We start from the raw sequence: 17,318 nt of genomic DNA, 5'->3' as shown, positions 1-17,318 counted from the left end.
GCCAAGTCGGCGGCCGTTGTGCGGGCGCGAATGCGTTCAGTGACGGCAGTCGAACCGACAACGGGCGCGACGGCCTTAACCGATCGTCAGCGATCGTTCGGGCGGACGGCTGCCGACGGTTGTCGATCACCAAGCCCGCTCTATACTCGTCGCAGTTTCTGCAAGGACACGCACGATGCGCTCGCACGGCCAGGACGGATCCCCGATGCAACCTTACCCGCGGCCGACGCCGCCCCGCAGCGCCTGGCGCTGCGCCACCCGCGGCCTGGCCGCGCTGCTGATCGCCGCGACCGCGCTGGTCGCCGGCTGCAAGCGCGACAGCGCCGGCCAGTTGCCGGAAACCAGCGGCGAGGCGATCCAGGCCAAGCGCGAAGCGGTCAAGGGCTTCGGCCTGGTCGCCGCCTATCCGGACCAGAAGCGCGACGAACTGGCGATCGCCCTGGAATTCAGCCAGCCGCTGGTCGGCACCCAGAGCTTCGACGAGCTGATCGCGGTCGCCGACAAGAACGGCGCGGCGGTGCAGGGCAGCTGGGTGCTGGACGACGACGGCAAGATCCTGCGCTTCCCGCACGTGGAGGCGAGCAAGGACTACGTGGTCACGATCAAGGCCGGGCTGACCGCCGCGGCCGGCGACCGGATCGGCCAGGAAATTCGCAAGGAGGTCTACACCGGGCCGCTGGAGCCGGTGGTCGGTTTCGCCTCGCAGGGCAGCGTGCTGCCGGCGCGCGACAGCCGCGGCCTGCCGGTGGTGTCGATCAACGTGCCCGAGGTCGACGTCGAGTTCCTGCGGGTCAAGGAAAAGGAACTGCCCAAGTTCTTCGCCGAGTACCAGCGCGGCGGCCGCCGCGGCAGCTGGGAGCTGGAGCGCGACTGGGACGACAAGAAGCCGCTGTCCAAGCTGGCCGAACCGGTCTACGTCAACCGCTTCGTGCTCGGCGGCAAGCCCAACGAGCGGGTGCTGACCTACCTGCCGCTGCAGGACATCAAGGAACTGCAGGAGCCGGGCCTGTACTTCGCGGTGATGAAGCGCGCCGGCCAGTTCAAGGACGAGTTCGAGACCGCGTTCTTCACCGTCAGCGACCTCGGCCTGCACGCCCGCGCCTACAAGGACAAGCTGTTCGTCCACGTCGCCTCGCTGGAAACCGGCAAGGCGGTCGGCGGGGTCGAGCTGAAAGTGCTCAACGCCCAGGGCGAGCCGGCGCTGAAGGGCGAGACCGACCGCAACGGCAACGCCATGCTCGGCTACCGGCTTGATGCCGGCCACGTGCTGATCGCCCAGCGCGGCAGCGACGTGTCGATGCTGCCGTTCAACCAGCCGGCGCTGGACCTGTCCGAGTTCGCCGTCGCCGGCCGCGAGCAGGCCTGGTTCGACGTGTTCGCCTGGTCCGGGCGCGACCTGTATCGCCCCGGCGAGACCGTGCGCCTGTCGGCCTTGTTGCGCGACCAGGACGGCAAGCCGGTCGACACCAAGGGCAAGCCCTTGCAGCCGGTGTTCCTGCGCTACGTCCAGCCGGACGGCAAGACCTTCCTGGAAACCCGCCTGCAGCCCGACCCGCAGGGCTATGTGCGTCACGCCCAGGCGATTCCGGCCGACGCCGCCACCGGCCGCTGGCGGGTCGAGTTCCGCACCGACCCGGCGAGCAAGGAAGCGGTGCAGGGCATGACCCTGCGGATCGAGGAATTCCTGCCCGAGCGGCTCAAGCTCGACCTGAAGGCGCCGGAGGTGCTGCGCCCGGGCCAGCCTTTCAAGCTCGGCGTCGATGCGGCCTATCTGTACGGCGCGCCCGCGGCCGGCAACCGCTTCACCGCCAAGCTCGCGGTGACGGTCGAACAGCACCCGCTGGAACAACTGCCCGGCTACTTCTTCGGCGACCCGACCCTGAGCCTGCCGAAGGAGGCCAAGGACGTGGTCGACACCACCCTCGGCGCGGACGGCAAGCTGGAGCAGGACATCGCCCTGCCGGACGAGGCCAAGCCGGTCAGCACCATCGCCGCGATCGTCACCGGCAGCGTCTACGAGACCGGCGGCCGCAGCGTCAACCGCAGCCTCAAGCGGGTGCTGTGGCCGGCCGATGCGCTGGTCGGCGTGCGCCCGCTGTTCGACGACAAGGACGGCGCCGCCACCGACAGCAACGCCGGCTTCGAGATCGCCCGCGTCGGCAGCGACGGCAAGCCGCGCCCGGGCAAGGGCCTGCGCGTGACCCTGGTACGCGAGCACCGCGATTACCACTGGAACCACGACGACGACGGCGGCTGGGACTACGACTTCACCCGCCGCTACGAGGATGTGCAGGTGCGCACCCTCGACGCCGGCGCCGCGCCGCAGAAGATCGATTTCCCGGTCGAATGGGGCGAGTACCGGCTCGACGTCTACGACCCGGCGACGCGCCTGACCACGCGCTATCCGTTCCGCGCCGGCTGGAGCTGGGACGACCAGAACCGCGGCCTCGACGCGCGCCCGGACAAGGTCAAGCTGGCCCTGGACAAGACCGGCTACCAGGCCGGCGACACCCTGCAGGTGACCCTGACCCCGCCGCACGAGGGCCCGGGCCTGTTGATGGTCGAAACCGACCGCATGCTGTACGTGCAGGAGATCCAGGCCAAGGCCGGCAGCAAGTTCGAGATTCCGGTCACCGCCGACTGGGAGCGCCACGACGTCTACGTCACCGCGCTGGTGTTCCGCGGCGGCAGCGCGCCGAGCAAGATCACCCCGGCGCGCGCGGTCGGCGTCGCCCACGTGCCGATGGACCGGCGCGCGCGCAAGGTCGCGGTCGGCCTCAACGTGCCCAAGCTGATGCGGCCCGAGCAGGACCTGCCGGTCACCGTCAGCGCGCCGCAGCTGGCCGGCAAGGACGCCTACGTCACCGTGTCCGCGGTCGACCTGGGCATCCTCAACATCACCCGCTTCGCGGTGCCGGACGCGGCCGCGCATTTCTTCGCCCAGCGCCGCCTCGGCGTCGACAGCTACGACGTCTACGGCCGGGTGATCGAAAGCTACGAGGGCGACACCGCCAAGATCCGCTTCGGCGGCGACATGGCCCTGCTTGCCTTGCCGCAGGCGCGGCGTCCGACCGCGCGGGTGCAGACCGTCGACCTGTTCGCCGGGCCGGTCAAGCTCGACGCCAAGGGCAACGCGCGGGTCAAGCTGCGCGTGCCCGACTTCAACGGCACCTTGCGCGTGTCGGCGCTGGTCTATGCCGGCGGCAGCTACGGCAACCGCGACGCCGAAACCGTGGTGCGCGCGCCGGTGCTGGCCGAGGCGAGCACGCCGCGGGTGCTGGCGCCGGGCGACAAGAGCAACGTGACCCTGGACGTGCAGAACTTCACCGGCAAGCCGGGCGAGTTCTCGGTCAAGGTCGAAGGCATCGGTCCGCTGGCGCTGAGCGAGGGCGAACGCAAGCTCACTCTCGGGGTCGAGGCGAAGAAGACCCTGACTTTCCCGGTCGTCGCCCGCGAGGGCTATACCACCGCCCAGGTGCGGGTGCGGGTCGACGGCAACGGCTATCAGGTCGACCGCCGCTACGACGTGCCGGTGCGCCCGGCCTGGCCGTCGGTGCTGCGCTCGCGCACCCGGGTGCTGGACGAGCTGGGCGCGGTCCAGCTCGGCGCCGACCTGGCCGAGGGCCTGATGCCGGACTCGGTCAACGCCCGCATGGTGGTCAGTGCGCTGCCGCCGATTCCGTTCGCCAGCGCGCTGCAGGGCGCGCTGGAGTACCCCTACGGCTGCGCCGAGCAGACCACCAGCAAGGGTTACGCCGCGCTCGAGCTCGACGAAGCCACAGCCAAGATGCTCGGCGCCAAGGGCCTGGACGCCAAGCAGCGGCGCGCGCGCATGGAAGGCGCGTTCGGTCGCCTGGCGGCGATGCAGATCGGCTCCGGCCACTTCTCGATGTGGGGCGACGGCGACTACGTCAATCCGGGCCTGACCCCGTACATCGTCGAGTTCCTGCTCGACGCCCGCGACGGCGGCTTCGCCGTGCCGGAGACCATGCTGCAGAAGGCGCTGAAGGTGCTCAATGAGGACCTGCTCTCGGGCAATGCCTCGTTCTACGGCTACGATCGCCGCGAGCATCTCAAGTTCGCCTACCAGGCCCAGGCCGGTTATGTGCTGGCGCGGGTCAACCGGGCGCCGCTGGGCACCTTGCGTGCGCTGTACGACAACGACCGCAAGAACAGCCTGACCGGCCTGCCGCTGGTCCACCTGGGCCTGGCTTTGAGCCTGCAGGGCGACAAGACCCGCGGCGCCAAGGCGATCAAGGAAGGTTTCGCCCGCGACGCCAGCGATCGTCCGGAGTACCTGGGCGACTACGGCAGCCGCCTGCGCGACGACGCGCTGATGATCGCCCTGGTCCACGAGCACAAGCTGGCGCGGCCGGAGTACGACGCGCGCAGCGTGGCGATGGGGCGCGAGCTCGACGCCCGCCGCAACAGCGGCTGGCTGTGGCTGAGCACCCAGGAGCAGGTCGCGCTGGCGCGCCTGGGCAAGGCCTTGATGGCCGACCAGGGCAAGCAGATCGGCGGCCGCTGGAACGTCGGCGAGGTCGGCTCCGACGCCGATCCGGGCAAGCTGATCGGGCGCCTGTTCGACTACGCCGCCCTGGCGCGCGGGGTCAGCTTCGCCCCGACCGGCCAGCCGCCGCTGTACGCGAGCATGGAAGTGGCCGGCGTGCCGCGCAGCGCGCCGGCGCCCGACGCCTCGCAGATCGAGGTCGGGCGCAAGTACTACACCACCGAGGGCAAGGACTGGAGCGGCGGCAGCCTGGTCGAGGGCGAGGCCTTGATCGTCCAGGTCACGATCAAGGCCCACCGCGCCATGCCCGACGCGCTGCTGACCGACCTGCTGCCGGCAGGCCTGGAGATCGAGAACTTCAACCTCGGCGACGCCAAGCAATGGGCCGGCGTGGTCGTGGACGGGATCGAAATCTCCGAGCGCGGCAGCGCCGCCGAAGTGCGCCACGAGGAGTTCCGCGACGACCGCTATGTGGCCGCGCTGAAGCTGGAGCAGAACCAGACCGCGCGGGTGTTCTACCTGGTGCGCGCGGTGACGCCGGGCACCTACACGGTGCCGCCGTCGCTGGTCGAGGACATGTACCGTCCCGACCTGCGCGGGGTCGGCAAGGCGGTGCCGTCGGCGCTGACGGTACGCCAGCCGTGACCGCGGCGAAATCGGCGACGGGAGGCCGCGCGCTTCCCGTCGCGCCGTCGCGCGCGCCGCAGGCGTGCGTCGCGGCCGGCCTGTTGGCCTTGTCGCTGGGGCTGAGCGCCTGCGCGCGCTCCGATGCCGGTGCGCTCGGCAGCGCTCCGGTGCCGCCGCCGGCAGAACCCACGGAGGCGGTGGCCACCGCCGATCCGCCGCAGCCCGGACCGGCGCAGGCCGAAGCGGTCGCTCCGGCGCCGGTGCCGCCGCTGCAGGCGGCCGCCGAAGCGGTGTTGCGCCAGGACGATCCGGACTTCGACGACTACTACACCCAGTTCGCCTTCGGCGACCTGGACCGCGACGGCCGCGACGACGTCGCGGTCGAATACGGCATCGGCGAGGAAGGCGCGATGCGCCACATCGCCAACAACGTGCGGGTGCTGCTGATGCGCGACGCCGGCCTGGAACTGCAGCGCGACGAGCCGGATTTGTTCCGCTACTGCGCGGCCGTACGCGGCATCGAGCGCGGCCGGCTGCAGGTCGATTCGCTGGAAGCCTGCATGATTCCGTTCCCGCGCACCGACGCTCATTACGAATACGAATGGACCGGGCAGGGGCTGCGCCTGGTCGCCGAGCGCTCCAACGAGGAGCAGATCCAGGCCCAGTTGGGCGAACTGGCCCAGGCGCTGCGCAGCGGCCGCAGCGCCGACGCGGCCGCGTTCCTGCGCCCGGGCCCGGTCGCGGCCGGAGAAGCGCCGGGCGCGCCGGATCCGCTGTTCGACGACGCTGCGCGCCGGGCCGAGTTCATCGCCGCGGTCGAGGCGCTGTCGGAGCAGAGCTTCCGGCGCTCCGGCGACAACGAGCTCGTGGCGACCCGGGCGCTGGCGTCGCCCGGCGGAGCGCGCGGCGAGCGCAAGCTGCACGTGAACCTGAAACCGGAAGGCGAACTGGCCGAACTCGGCGCCGGCGACACGGTCAACGACGCAGTCGCCACGCTGGAATGGCCGCAGGGCGACGGGGTCGGCTACTCGGTCCGGTTCCTGCTGATCCAGGGCCGGCTGTACCTGCTCGACCACAGCGGTTTCGACAGCGAAAGCGAGTAAGGATTTCTCCCGCTTCGCCCGTGCCGCGGCCAGTCGCCGCGGCCCGAGCGGGCAACGAAGGCAACGAACGCAAGGAGCGAACATGCGACATTCCCCCGCGCTGATTCCGACATTGGCCCTGATCCTCGGCCTGGGCGCCTGTGAGGGCGGCGGACAGGCCGCGACCGCCGCACCGGCGCAAGCCGATGCGGCCGCCAACGCGACCGCGGCGACGGCGACCGGCGCTGCGGCCGCCGCGCCAGCTTTGACCCAACAGCAGATCGCCGAACGCGCCTTCGCCGCGCTGCGCAAGACCGAACCGGATTTCCAACGCCTGGGCCATACCCATCTGCTCGGCGACCTCGACGGCGACGGCATCGACGATGTCGTGATCGGCTACGGCGAGGGCACGCCCGACGCGACCATGGCCGCGAACTGGCGCCTGGCGGTGGCGATGTCGCGTCCGCAGGGCGCGCAGTTGCTGCCGCAGGCGGGCCTGCCGGACTACTGCGCGTTCGCGCGCAAGATCGAACACGGCAAGCTCTACGTCGAAGAGCCCGACATCTGCAGCGCCGCGCGGCCCAAGACGGTCGGCTATTACGTCTATGCCTGGGACGGCAAGGGCCTGGCCCAGGTCGGCCACGAGACCGTCGAACAGCGCGTGGTCAAGCTGCTCAAGCCGCTGGGTGCGGCGTTCGCGTCCGGCGACCGCGGCGTGGTGCTGGACGCGCTGCGCTTCCCGCTCGACGTCACCTATTGGCCGATCTACGACACCCCGCTGGAGGCGGTGGCGAAGAAGACCGGCGGCAAGATCGACCGCGCCACGGCCCAGGCCCACTACCAGGATCTGTTCCCGAAGGATCGCGCCAACTTGTACGCCGCGGCGATCGCCGCCACCGTCGCCAAGCCGCTCAAGCGCGATTCCGCCGGCGGCCACGGGGTGGTGACGCCGGCGCCGGACGGCGAGAAGTACAGCCTGAACATCGTCTTCGACCCGGACGAGGACCGCGAAGAGGGCAATGGCGACCGGATCATCGATGCCCGCGTCGACGTGGCCCAGAGCCAGGGCGACGGCGGCCAGAACCTGGTGCTGTTGCTCAGCGAGGGCAAGCTGGACATCGTCGCGATCAACACCGCGGGCTGAGCGCCGCGGCCGGCGCAGGCGAGGCGGCAGGGCATCGCCGCCGCCAGCGCGCTCGCCGCGGGCCGTGCGGCGCGCAGCCGTAGAGCGCGGCCGGCGCTGAGGGCGGGCCGGCGTCTCCAGCGTCGTTGCGCAGCGCGTTCGCCCGACGGATGCGCCGGATCGAATCCGTCGCTCTGCGTGCGTTGCGCGCCGCGCCGTCCCGCTCGGCGGTACGCTTCGCTTCGCGCCCTCTGTCGACCTGTCTCCCAGCCGTACTCGCCATGCCGTCCGCGCCGTCCGCTTCCGCCGTCGATACCGCTTGCGCAGCCGCCGTGCCGCGCCGCACGCGGCTGCGCCGGCGTTTGCTGCAGACGCTGTTGCTGGCGCTGTCGTTACTGACCGCGACGATGCTGCTCGACCTGCTGTTTCCCTTGCCGCTGCCGCAGCCGCGCGACGCCGGCGCGGTGGTGGTCGCCGCCGACGGCACGCCGTTGCGCGCGTTCGCCGACCGCGACGGCGTGTGGCGCTATCCGGTCGAGGCCTCGAAGGTGTCGCCGCTGTACCTGCAGGCGCTGCTGAACTACGAAGACCGCTGGTTCTGGAAGCACCCGGGCATCAATCCGCTGGCGATGCTGCGCGCGGCCGGACAGTGGCTGCGCAGCGGACGGGTGGTGTCGGGCGGCTCGACCCTGACCATGCAGGTCGCGCGCATTCTCGACGCGCGTCCTGGCGAGGGCCGGCGCAGCCTCGGCGCCAAGCTGCGTCAGGTGCTGCGCGCCCTGCAGTTGGAAGCGCACCTGTCCAAGCGCGAGATCCTGGCCTTGTACCTGGACCGGGCGCCGTTCGGCGGCACCGTCGAAGGGGTGGAGGCGGCGAGCTGGGCTTATCTGGGCAAGCCCTCGGCGCGTCTGTCGCACGCCGAGGCGGCGCTGCTGACCGTGCTGCCGCAGTCGCCGAGCCGGCTGCGTCCGGACCGCGAGCCCGAGCGCGCGCGCATCGCCCGCGACAAGGTGCTGGCGCGGATGGCCGCATTGCGCGTGTGGACGCCGGCGCAGGTCGCCGATGCGAGGGTCGAGCCGGTGGTGGCGCGTTCGCTGCAGCCGCCGCGCTACGCGCCGCTGCTGGCGCAACGCCTGCGCAGCCAGGACCCGAAGGCGGCGCGGATCGTCTCGACCGTCGACCTGGAATTGCAGCGCACCCTCGAGGACCGGGTGTCGGCGTACTTCTCGACCTTGCCCGAGCGCACGTCGGCGGCGCTGCTGGTGGTCGACAACGCCAGCCTGGAAGCGCGCGCCTACGTCGGTTCGGTGACCTTCGGCGACGCGGCGCGGCTGGGCCACGTCGACATGGTCCAGGCCTGGCGCTCGCCGGGTTCGACCCTGAAGCCGTTCCTCTACGGATTGGCCCTGGACGACGGACTGATCCATTCCGAAAGCCTGTTCGTCGACGCGCCGCAGGCCTTCGGCGGCTATCGCCCGGGCAATTTCGATGCCGCCTTCAACGGCCCGGTCGGCGCGGCGACCGCGCTGCGCCTGTCCTTGAACGTGCCGGCGGTGGATCTGCTGGAACGGGTCGGGCCGTCGCGTTTTTCCGCGCGCCTGGCCCATGCCGGCATCGACCTGCACTGGCCGCGCGGCGCCGCGCCGAACCTGGCGATGATCCTCGGCGGCACCGGCGCGCGCCTGGAGGACCTGGTCGGCGCCTATGCCGCGTTCAACCGCAACGGCGTCGCCGGCCGGGTGCGTTATCGCGCCGATGCGCCGCGTCTGGACCGGCGCCTGCTGTCGCCGGGCGCGGCCTGGATCGTGCGCGAGATTCTCGAGGCCAATCCGCGCCCCGGCAGCGTCGAGCAGACCTTCGATCCGCAGGGCCGGCCGCGAGTGGCGTGGAAGACCGGCACCAGCTACGGCTTCCGCGACGCCTGGGCCCTGGGCAGCACGCGCCACTACACGGTCGGGGTCTGGGTCGGGCGGCCGGACGGCACCCCGCTGCCGGGCCAGTACGGCGCGGTCACCGCTTTGCCGTTGCTGTTCGAAGTGGTCGACAGCCTGCCGCGCCAGCGCGGCGATGCCGCACTGCGCCCGCCGCCGCGCGGGGTCGAGCAGATCGAAGTCTGCTGGCCGCTGGGCCTGCCGCCGGACCCGCAGGCGCCGGGGCTGTGCCAGCGCCGGATGCAGGCCTGGACCCTGGACGGCTCGGTGCCGCCGACCTTCGCCGAACGCGATGCGCGGCTGTGGAGCGCGGGCGTGGAGCGTTTCGAAGCCGACGCCGACAGCGGCCTGCGCCTGTCCGCCGAATGCGCGCGGCCGCACCGTCGCGAAGCGCGCGAAATCGCCCGCTGGCCGGCGCTGGCCTCGCCCTGGCTGCCGGCGCAGACCCGCCGCGCCTCGCAGCTGCCGGCGCTGGCGCCGGACTGCAGCGACGACGGCCGCGACGCGGTCGAGGAATTGCGCATCGAAGGCATCGACGACCAGGCCACGCTGGCGCGCGCGCCCGGCAGCCAGGCGCCGCTGCGGCTGTCGGTGCGCGCGCTCGGCAGCGACGCGCGGGTGCGCTGGCTGCTCGACGGCCGCCTGATCGGCGAATCGCAGGGCAGGGGACGTTTCGAACACGACTTCGGCGAACCCGGCGAGCACGTGCTGACCGCGCTGGCCGATACCGGCGCCTGGTCGCGGGTGCGGTTCAAGGTGCTGCGCTGAGCGCGACGCCGAGATTGTTGTAGGAGCGGGGTACCACCGGATTTCCTTCGGTCATAAGCCGCGACAACCGCAGTGGTGTACGCCAGTGTTGCGACCGAGGCCCGAACCGTCGGCACGCCTCGGAACATGCCGAAACACATCGACGGCCCCGGCTTCGGAGGCCGCGCTTTCGTCCGTCGCTGCGGTGGTCGAGGCTCACGCCGCTCCTACATGGGCAACATCGTCGGCTTGGGGGCTGGCCGCCGATATGGCGCGTAGGCGCTCAACCCGCGCCGTGCCAGACCGCCAGCATATCGCCGAAGGTCTGCGCGCCCGGCGCATAAGCGGCGCCCGCCGCGCCGGCGCCGGCGGCGATCGCGGCGATGATCAGGAACGGCAAGGCGGTGCGGCGCAGCGCCGTGCTCAGCCAATGCGAGGTTTCGATCCGGCGCAGGCGCCGGTACAGGCCGCCGGCCAGGGCGACGTCGAGGATCAGCTCGGCCATCAGGGCCGGCGCGATCCAGATCACCCACAGCGCGGCGAGCACGGCGCACAGCGCCACGGCCAGCGCCGCCACGACCCAGGCCGCTTCGTCGCCGGCGTCGGCCGCGGACAGATCCCAATCGCCGTCGCCGGCGTCCGCGGTTTGCGCCGCCGGCCGCCCGTTGCCCGCGTCGAAACCGATCTCGGTCGGGTCGGCTTCGCTCCAGGCATCGTGTTCGCGGGTCCGCGCCCAGGTCCAGAGCAGGGCGAGGAAGGCCAGATAGGCCCCGGCGGCGGCGAGCGGATAGCGCAGCGCCATAGCGTCGACGCCGGCGGCGAGCAGGGCGTAGGAGACCAGGAAGCCGACCGCGCCGGTCAGCAGCACGATCAGGCTCATCTGCAGGCGCGGCCAGTGGTCGCGTTCCAGGCGTTGGCGCAGGCGGGCGATTTCGCTTTGTCGGTCCATGCCGCGCAGTCTAGGCGGCCAGGGGGCAGGCGACGCCAATCGGTCCGAATCCGAGTCTCGACGGGGAAATGTACCAATCGTAGCCTACTTAAGGTAAGTTACCTTTGGTAATTTCAACTCAGGACATCTCATGCAAGCTCTCATCGTCGTCGCTCATCCCGACCCGCAATCGCTGACCCACGCCGTCGCCGCCCGCCTCGCCGCCGGCCTGGCCGAGTCCGGCCACCGCGCCGAAACCGCCGACCTGGCCGCCGAAGGCTTCGACCCGCGCTTCAACGCCGGCGACATCGAGGGTTTTTATCGGCGCGAGGACGCGCCGGCCGACGTGCTCGCCGAACAGGCGCGAATCGACCGCGCCGACGCCCTGGCGCTGGTGTTTCCGGTGTACTGGTGGTCGATGCCGGCGCTGCTCAAGGGCTGGGTCGATCGTGTGTTCGCCAACGGCTGGGCCTACGACGAGGCCGACGGCCGGGTGGTCAAGCAGCTGCAGCGGCTGAAGGTGCACCTGATCGGCGTGGGCGGCGCCGGCCGACGCACCTACGCCAAGCACGGATACGAGGCGGCGATGAAGACCCAGATCGACCATGGCATCTTCGACTACTGCGGCGCGCAGGTGCGGACCTCGGAGTTGCTGCTGCACACCAGCCCGGAAGAGGCCGCCGCGCAGCTGCAGACCGCGTTCGAACTCGGCCGCGGCCTGTTCGCCGAGCAGGCTCTTGTAGGAGCGGCGTGAGCCGCGACCAACCGAAGCGGTGTTCGACAGCGTGTCATCCGAAGCCCGGCAGCGACAGAACTCGCCAACGACCCGGGCTGCGGAAAGGTCGCTTGCATACGCCGCCTCGGCGGCCGCCGCTTGCGACCGGAAGAAATCCCGTCGGACATCGCTCCTACAGGGGCGCTTACTTGCCGGTCCAGCCGTCGAGCAGGTCGGCCAGTTCGTCGGCGTGCTCCTCTTCCTGGGCCAGGATGTCTTCCATCAGCCGCTTGGTGGTGGTGTCGCGGTCGCCGACGAAGCGGATGATCTCGCGATAGCTGTCGATGGCGATGCGTTCGGCGACCAGGTCCTCCTTGACCATGTCGCGCAGGTCGCTGCCTTCGACGTACTCGGCGTGGGCGTGCTTGGACAGCACGTCGGGGTTGAGGTCGGGCTCGCCGCCCAGTTGCACGATCCGCTCGGCGATGCGGTCGGCGTGGGCCTGCTCTTCGTTGGCGTGCTCGAGGAATTCGGCCTTGACCGCGTCGGCCATCAGGCCGCTGGCCATGAAGTAGTGGCGCTTGTAGCGCAGCACGCAGACGATCTCGGTCGCCAGGGCTTCGTTGAGCAGCTTGATCACCGCGCCGCGGTCGGCGGTGTAGCTGGCGGTGATCGCGCCGTCCTCGATGTGCTGGCGGGCGCGGGCGCGGATGGTCGCAAGGTCGGTGACGAACGCGGACGCGTCGTTCTTGCGCATGGGCTTGGCAGGCATGGCGGCCTCCTGGCGGTGGGGGAAGTGGGGCGGTGGACCTCGGCGTGCAAGGGTGGGAAGGAAGTACGGCGGCCGCGCGAACCGGTCGCGCGGCCGCGGACCGGGTCAGATCGATGCGAGCAGGTGCTCGGCCGAAGACACCTTGTATTCGCCGGGCGCCTCGACGTGGAGTTGCTTGACCACGCCGTCTTCGGCGTACAGGGCGAAGCGCTTGGCGCGGATGCCCATGCCGTAGGCGCTGGCATCCAGTTCCAGGCCGAGCGCGCGGGTGAAATCGCCGTTGCCGTCGGACAGCATCATCAGCCCGTCGGGCACGTGCTGGCTCTTGGCCCAGGCCTGCATGACGAAGGGGTCGTTGACGGCCATGCAGGCCACTTCGATGCCCTTGTCGCGGAACTGCTGGAAGTGCTCGACGAAGCCGGGCAGGTGCTTTTCCGAACAGGTCGGGGTGAAAGCGCCGGGCACGGCGAACAGCACGGCCTTGCGGCCGTCGAACAGGGCGCGGGTGTCCACGCTCTCGACGCCGTCGTTGATGCGCTTGAGTACGACTTCGGGCAGGCGTTCGCCGACCTGGATGCTCATGGGTTTCTCCTGTGATGGGGTCGAGTCTAGGCAGGCGGCGCTAATGCCGCGTCAAGGCGACTTGAAATCGCGCCCGGCGCCGCCATGCTGTCCGCTTAATGATGCGTCAAGGCGGCGTGAGTTCAGTACGCCGGCGCTGGCGGTTGCGAGTCGGGAGCGAGCGATGCAGTTCAAGGATTATTACGAAACCCTCGGCCTGGAGCCGAGCGCGGGCGAGGCCGAGATCAAGACGGCCTATCGGCGCCTGGCGCGCAAGTACCACCCCGACGTCAGCAAGGAGGCCGGCGCGGAGGACAAGTTCAAGGCCGTCAACGAGGCCTACGAGGCGCTGCGCGACCCGGCCAAGCGCGCCGCCTACGATCAGTTGCGCGCGCGCGGCTACCGCCCCGGCGACGAAGTGCAGCCGCCGCCGGGCGGGTTCGGCGGCGGCTACGGCGGCGGCGGGGTCGATTTCGAGGAGATCTTCGCCGGCGGCGGCGCGGGCGGCGGTTTCAGCGACTTCTTCGAGAACCTGTTCGGCCGCGGCCGTTCGGCGGGCGGCGGTTTCGCCGGCCAGGCCGGGCGCAGCGCGCCGCCGCGCGGCGACACCCGGGCCAAGCTGGCGGTGTCGCTGGAAACCGTCTACGACGGCGGCAGCGTGCGCATTTCGGTCAACAACAAGACCCTGGACGTGCGCGTGCCCAAGGGCATCCGGCCGGGCCAGCTGATCCGCCTGGCCGGCCAGGGCGCGCACGGCGACCTGCTGCTGGAGATCGAATACGCCGCCCATCCGCAGTTCGAAGTCGACGGCCGCAACGTGGTCCACGTGCTGCCGCTGGCGCCGTGGGAGGCCGCGCTCGGCGCCACGATCAGCGTGCCGACCCTGGGCGGCGCGGTCGAACTGAAGATCCCCGCCGCCTCCGAAGCCGGACGCAAGCTGCGCCTGCGCGGCCGCGGCCTGCCCGGTAGCCCCTCGGGCGACCAGATCGTCGAACTGGAAGTGCTGGCGCCCAAGCCCGACAACGAGGCCCAGCGCGACGCCTACGAGGGCCTGCGCGCCGCGTTCGGCGAGGAATGGCGGCGGGACTGAGCGCGCCGCGGCAGGTCGCCGCCGCGCGATGCGCGACGGAAACGAAAAATCCCGGCTACGGCCGGGACTTTTCTGTATCGCGAGCTGCGCGCAGCGCTGGCGCTGGTCGCCCGTTCAGGCCGCCGACGGCAGCAGCTGGCCGATGATTTCCGACAGGTCGGTTTCGCTGAACGGCTTGGTGATATAGGCCTTGGCGCCCTGGCGCATGCCCCAGACGCGGTCGGTGTCCTGGTCCTTGGTGGTGACCAGCACGATCGGGATGTGCTTGGTGGTCGGCTCGCGGCAGATCGAGCGCGTGGCCTGGAAGCCGTTGAGGTTGGGCATCACCACGTCCATCAGTATCAGGTCGGGCAGCTCGCGCTTGGCCGCCTCGACGCCGGCGGCGCCGTCTTCCGCGGTCAAGGCCTCGTGCCCCAGTTTTTCGACGATGCGACGGATGCCCATCAGCTGGGACGGCGAGTCGTCGACGATCAGAATGCGCGCCATGTGATTCCCCCAAATATCTGCGGCCGATTGTAACGACGCGCCGCGCCGCTGCAATGCCAACTAGATCACGACGAGGGTCCGGCCCAGCGAACCGCCCGAAAGCATGCCGGAGAAGACCTCGGCCAACCCGCTCAAAGGCACTTCGCGGGTGCGGATCCGCTCCAGGTGGCGCGGCTTCCAGTCGCTGCCCAGGCGCTGCCAGATCTCGTCGCGGATCTCGCGCGCGGTGCCGGCCGAGGCCACCCCGAGCAGGGACACGCCGCGGATGATGAAGGGCATCACCGTGGTCGCCAACTCGTGGCTGGCGGCGAGGCCGGCGGTGGCGACGTTGCCGTAGGGCGCGGTCTGCGCCAGCAGGCTGGCCAACATCGGCCCGCCGACGTTGTCCAGGCCGCCGCCGAAGCGCGCCGATTCCATCGGCCGCGCGGTCTGCAGGGCGTCGCGGCCGAGCACCTGGCTGGCGCCGATGCTCTTGAGGTAATCGGCCTGATCGGCCTTGCCGCTGATCGCATGCACCTCGAAGCCGGCGCGGCTGAAGATGTCCAGCGCCAGCGAACCGACCCCGCCGCTGGCGCCGGTCACCGCCAGCGGGCCCAGTTCCGGGGTCTGGCGGTTGTCGAGCATGCGGTGCAGGGCCAGCGCGGCGGTGAAGCCGGCGGTGCCGAGGATCATGCTCTCGCGCAGGCTCAACCCGGGCGGCAGCGCGATCGTCCACTGCGCTTCCAGCCGCGCGTACTCGCTGTAGCCGCCGTCGCGGGTCTCGCTGAGGCCGCAGCCGGTGGTCAGCACCGCATCGCCTTCCTTGAAGCGCGGATCGGTCGAGGCGACCACGTGGCCGGCGACGTCGATGCCGCCGACCAGCGGAAAGCGGCGCAGGATCTTGCCTTCGCCGGTGCCGGCCAGGGCGTCCTTGTAGTTGATCGAGGAATAGGCGGTCTTGATCACCACCTCGCCGGGCGCGAGGTCGTCGATGCCGACCGCTTCGATGCCGCCGCGGTAGCCGGCGGCGTCGTTGTGGATGCGGAAGGCGTTGAACGAGGCGGGCAGGGGCATGGCGTCGGTCCGTCCGATGGCGCGCGGCGCTGCGGCCGCGGGCGAGAGAGAAGCGCGATGATAGCCGAGCGCGCCGGAGCGATCGGGGCAGGCGTCGCGGAGCGCGCGCGCGCGTTCGGTTCCGCCCGTGCCGGCAAAGCCTCGCCGGCGCGCGGGCCGGTGTGCGCGCCGGCAGGCGCAGCGGCGCAACGGCAGGCCCGCTCGGCGCCTTGCGGATCGAACAGCCTGCGGATCAGAGAATCGGTGCCGCGCCGGCGCCGCGCTGGGTCGGCAGGCGGCAGCGTGGCGGCGGCGACAGGCGCGGATCGTCGCGATCGGCGGGCGGCCGGGTCTGCGCCGACCAGTAGCCGGCGCAGCTGGCGTTCTCGATCAGGTCGACGGCCTCGCAGAACACGTCCGGCACGAAGCGCGAGCCGGCATGGACGGTCGTGGCGGGCAACGCCTGCGGTTCGCGGCTGTCGCGCAGGCAGGCGACGGCATAGCGGGTCACGCGGCGCACGCCCGCGGGTGTGGACACCGTGATCGTGGTCCTGGGCCCGTCGGAGACGGCGGCTTCATAGCGGGGCGCCAAGGCGGCGTAGGCCTGCGAGTGCAGCAGCCCGACCAGGGCGACATGCTGGGCCTCGTCGAGTTGGTGCACGGCCGCGACTTCGCCGGTCGACTGGCGCAGCGGATGGCGACCGGTGAAATCGCGCGCGCCGAACAGGGCGATGCCGTTGCCGTCGATGCGCAGGCGATAGACCGGACTGCCGTCGCCGCCACCGTCGCGTTCGACCTCGACGATGGTGTCCTCCATCGCGCTGGCGCCGCCGCGCGATGCCGGGTGGCAGGCGCACAGCAGGGACAGGGTCAGCAAGGCGAGCGGCGCTGAGATCGCGCGCATGGTCGGGCACTCCTGTATCCGAATAGGCCCGGGCCGGTTCGCGCGGCGGGTCCGCGCGGTTCCGGCCGGGGCGGACGCTGCAGCTTAGCGCAGCGCGTTGCGGCGCTTCTCGTCCATCCACTTGCTCGAGGACGCCGGCTGGTAGCCGCGCATCCAGTCCAGCATGGCCTCGATGTCGTCGCCGTGCCACAGGTCCTGGCGCTGGTCCGGATGCAGGAAACGCTCGGCGACCATGCGGTCGAGCATGCCCATCAGCGGCGTATAGAAGCCGTCGATGTCGAGGAAGGCGCAGGGCTTGTTGCCGATGCCGAGCTGGCGCCAGGTCAGCATCTCGAACATCTCGTCGAGGGTGCCGAAGCCGCCGGGCAGGGCGACGAAGCCGTCGGCGAGGTCGAACATGCGCTGCTTGCGCTCGTGCATCGAGCCGACGATCTCCAACTGGCTCAGGCCGCGATGCGCCACTTCCCAGTTGACCAGTTGCTGCGGGATCACCCCGATCACCTGGCCGCCGCCTTCGAGCACGGCATCGGCGACCACGCCCATCAGGCCGACGTTGCCGCCGCCGTACGCCAGGGCGATGCCGTCCTGGGCCAGGCGATGGCCGAGCGCCATCGCCCGTTCGGTGTAGATCGGCTTGGAGCCGGAGTTGGAGCCGCAGTAGACGCAGAGGGTTTTCATCGTGGAGCCGGGAATGGGGAATCGGGAATCGGGAGTCGGGAGTCGTAAGAGCCGAGTGCGGGAAAGATCCGGGGGGAGTGGGCGGGTGGATCGAGAAGGGTTCTTGCGATTCCCTATTCCCGATTCCCCATT

13 protein-coding genes are annotated in these 17,318 nt (G+C 70.9%); 6 read left to right on the top strand and 7 right to left on the bottom strand.

Annotated features, from left to right (window positions below; genetic code table 11):
* Positions 1 to 205 precede the first annotated feature (205 nt).
* From K4L06_RS18730 to pbpC, 4 genes are all read left to right on the top strand, one after another.
* Positions 206 to 5,155 carry an alpha-2-macroglobulin gene (locus K4L06_RS18730; RefSeq protein ID WP_221672838.1) on the top strand — a complete coding sequence of 1,650 codons (4,950 nt, stop codon included), beginning with the start codon at positions 206 to 208 and terminating at the stop codon, positions 5,153 to 5,155.
* 83 nt (positions 5,156 to 5,238) lie between these two features.
* Positions 5,239 to 6,240, top strand: coding sequence for a hypothetical protein (locus K4L06_RS18725; protein WP_221672837.1), 1,002 nt, complete (start codon positions 5,239 to 5,241; stop codon positions 6,238 to 6,240).
* A gap of 82 nt (positions 6,241 to 6,322) precedes the next feature.
* Entirely contained in the window at positions 6,323 to 7,363 is a 1,041-nt protein-coding gene (locus K4L06_RS18720) for a hypothetical protein (RefSeq protein WP_221672836.1), read from the top strand.
* Between the two features lie 260 nt (positions 7,364 to 7,623).
* The gene (pbpC, locus tag K4L06_RS18715; RefSeq protein ID WP_221672835.1) at positions 7,624 to 10,041 is read left to right on the top strand and encodes a penicillin-binding protein 1C; all 2,418 of its coding nucleotides are present in this window, start codon (positions 7,624 to 7,626) and stop codon (positions 10,039 to 10,041) included.
* Positions 10,042 to 10,303: 262 nt separating this feature from the next.
* Here the strand turns inward: pbpC and K4L06_RS18710 are convergent, their stop codons facing one another.
* Positions 10,304 to 10,969, bottom strand: a complete 666-nt coding sequence (locus tag K4L06_RS18710; RefSeq protein WP_221672834.1) for a hypothetical protein — start codon at positions 10,967 to 10,969, stop codon at positions 10,304 to 10,306.
* A 130-nt stretch (positions 10,970 to 11,099) separates the two neighbouring features.
* Between K4L06_RS18710 and K4L06_RS18705 the strand changes: the two genes are divergently transcribed.
* A complete protein-coding gene (locus tag K4L06_RS18705; RefSeq protein WP_221672833.1) occupies positions 11,100 to 11,702 on the top strand; it encodes an NAD(P)H-dependent oxidoreductase in 603 nt (200 codons plus the stop codon).
* A 166-nt stretch (positions 11,703 to 11,868) separates the two neighbouring features.
* Here the strand turns inward: K4L06_RS18705 and K4L06_RS18700 are convergent, their stop codons facing one another.
* Together K4L06_RS18700 and K4L06_RS18695 are read right to left on the bottom strand one after the other, a co-directional pair.
* Complete coding sequence (locus K4L06_RS18700; protein ID WP_221672832.1) at positions 11,869 to 12,435, bottom strand: DUF892 family protein; 567 nt, start codon at positions 12,433 to 12,435, stop codon at positions 11,869 to 11,871.
* A 105-nt stretch (positions 12,436 to 12,540) separates the two neighbouring features.
* Positions 12,541 to 13,017: a peroxiredoxin gene (locus K4L06_RS18695; protein ID WP_221672831.1), complete on the bottom strand. Its 477-nt coding sequence runs from the start codon at positions 13,015 to 13,017 to the stop codon at positions 12,541 to 12,543.
* A 163-nt stretch (positions 13,018 to 13,180) separates the two neighbouring features.
* On the opposite strand from K4L06_RS18695, the gene K4L06_RS18690 reads away from it, so the two are divergent.
* The gene (locus K4L06_RS18690; RefSeq protein WP_221672830.1) at positions 13,181 to 14,086 is read left to right on the top strand and encodes a DnaJ C-terminal domain-containing protein; all 906 of its coding nucleotides are present in this window, start codon (positions 13,181 to 13,183) and stop codon (positions 14,084 to 14,086) included.
* 114 nt (positions 14,087 to 14,200) lie between these two features.
* On the opposite strand, the gene K4L06_RS18685 is transcribed toward K4L06_RS18690, so the two are convergent.
* The 4 genes from K4L06_RS18685 to K4L06_RS18670 form a co-directional block, all read right to left on the bottom strand.
* Positions 14,201 to 14,572 carry a response regulator gene (locus K4L06_RS18685; RefSeq protein ID WP_064747881.1) on the bottom strand — a complete coding sequence of 124 codons (372 nt, stop codon included), beginning with the start codon at positions 14,570 to 14,572 and terminating at the stop codon, positions 14,201 to 14,203.
* Positions 14,573 to 14,632: 60 nt separating this feature from the next.
* Positions 14,633 to 15,625, bottom strand: a complete 993-nt coding sequence (locus K4L06_RS18680; protein WP_221672829.1) for a YhdH/YhfP family quinone oxidoreductase — start codon at positions 15,623 to 15,625, stop codon at positions 14,633 to 14,635.
* Positions 15,626 to 15,857: 232 nt separating this feature from the next.
* Positions 15,858 to 16,508 carry a hypothetical protein gene (locus K4L06_RS18675; RefSeq protein ID WP_221672828.1) on the bottom strand — a complete coding sequence of 217 codons (651 nt, stop codon included), beginning with the start codon at positions 16,506 to 16,508 and terminating at the stop codon, positions 15,858 to 15,860.
* Between the two features lie 84 nt (positions 16,509 to 16,592).
* Positions 16,593 to 17,186 carry a TIGR00730 family Rossman fold protein gene (locus K4L06_RS18670; protein WP_221672827.1) on the bottom strand — a complete coding sequence of 198 codons (594 nt, stop codon included), beginning with the start codon at positions 17,184 to 17,186 and terminating at the stop codon, positions 16,593 to 16,595.
* Between the last annotated feature and the right edge of the window lie 132 nt (positions 17,187 to 17,318).

This window comes from Lysobacter sp. BMK333-48F3, assembly GCF_019733395.1.
Taxonomy (GTDB): domain Bacteria; phylum Pseudomonadota; class Gammaproteobacteria; order Xanthomonadales; family Xanthomonadaceae; genus Lysobacter.
The sequence above is the reverse complement of the archived record's forward strand: the minus strand, read 5'-3'. Positions and strand labels throughout refer to the sequence as shown.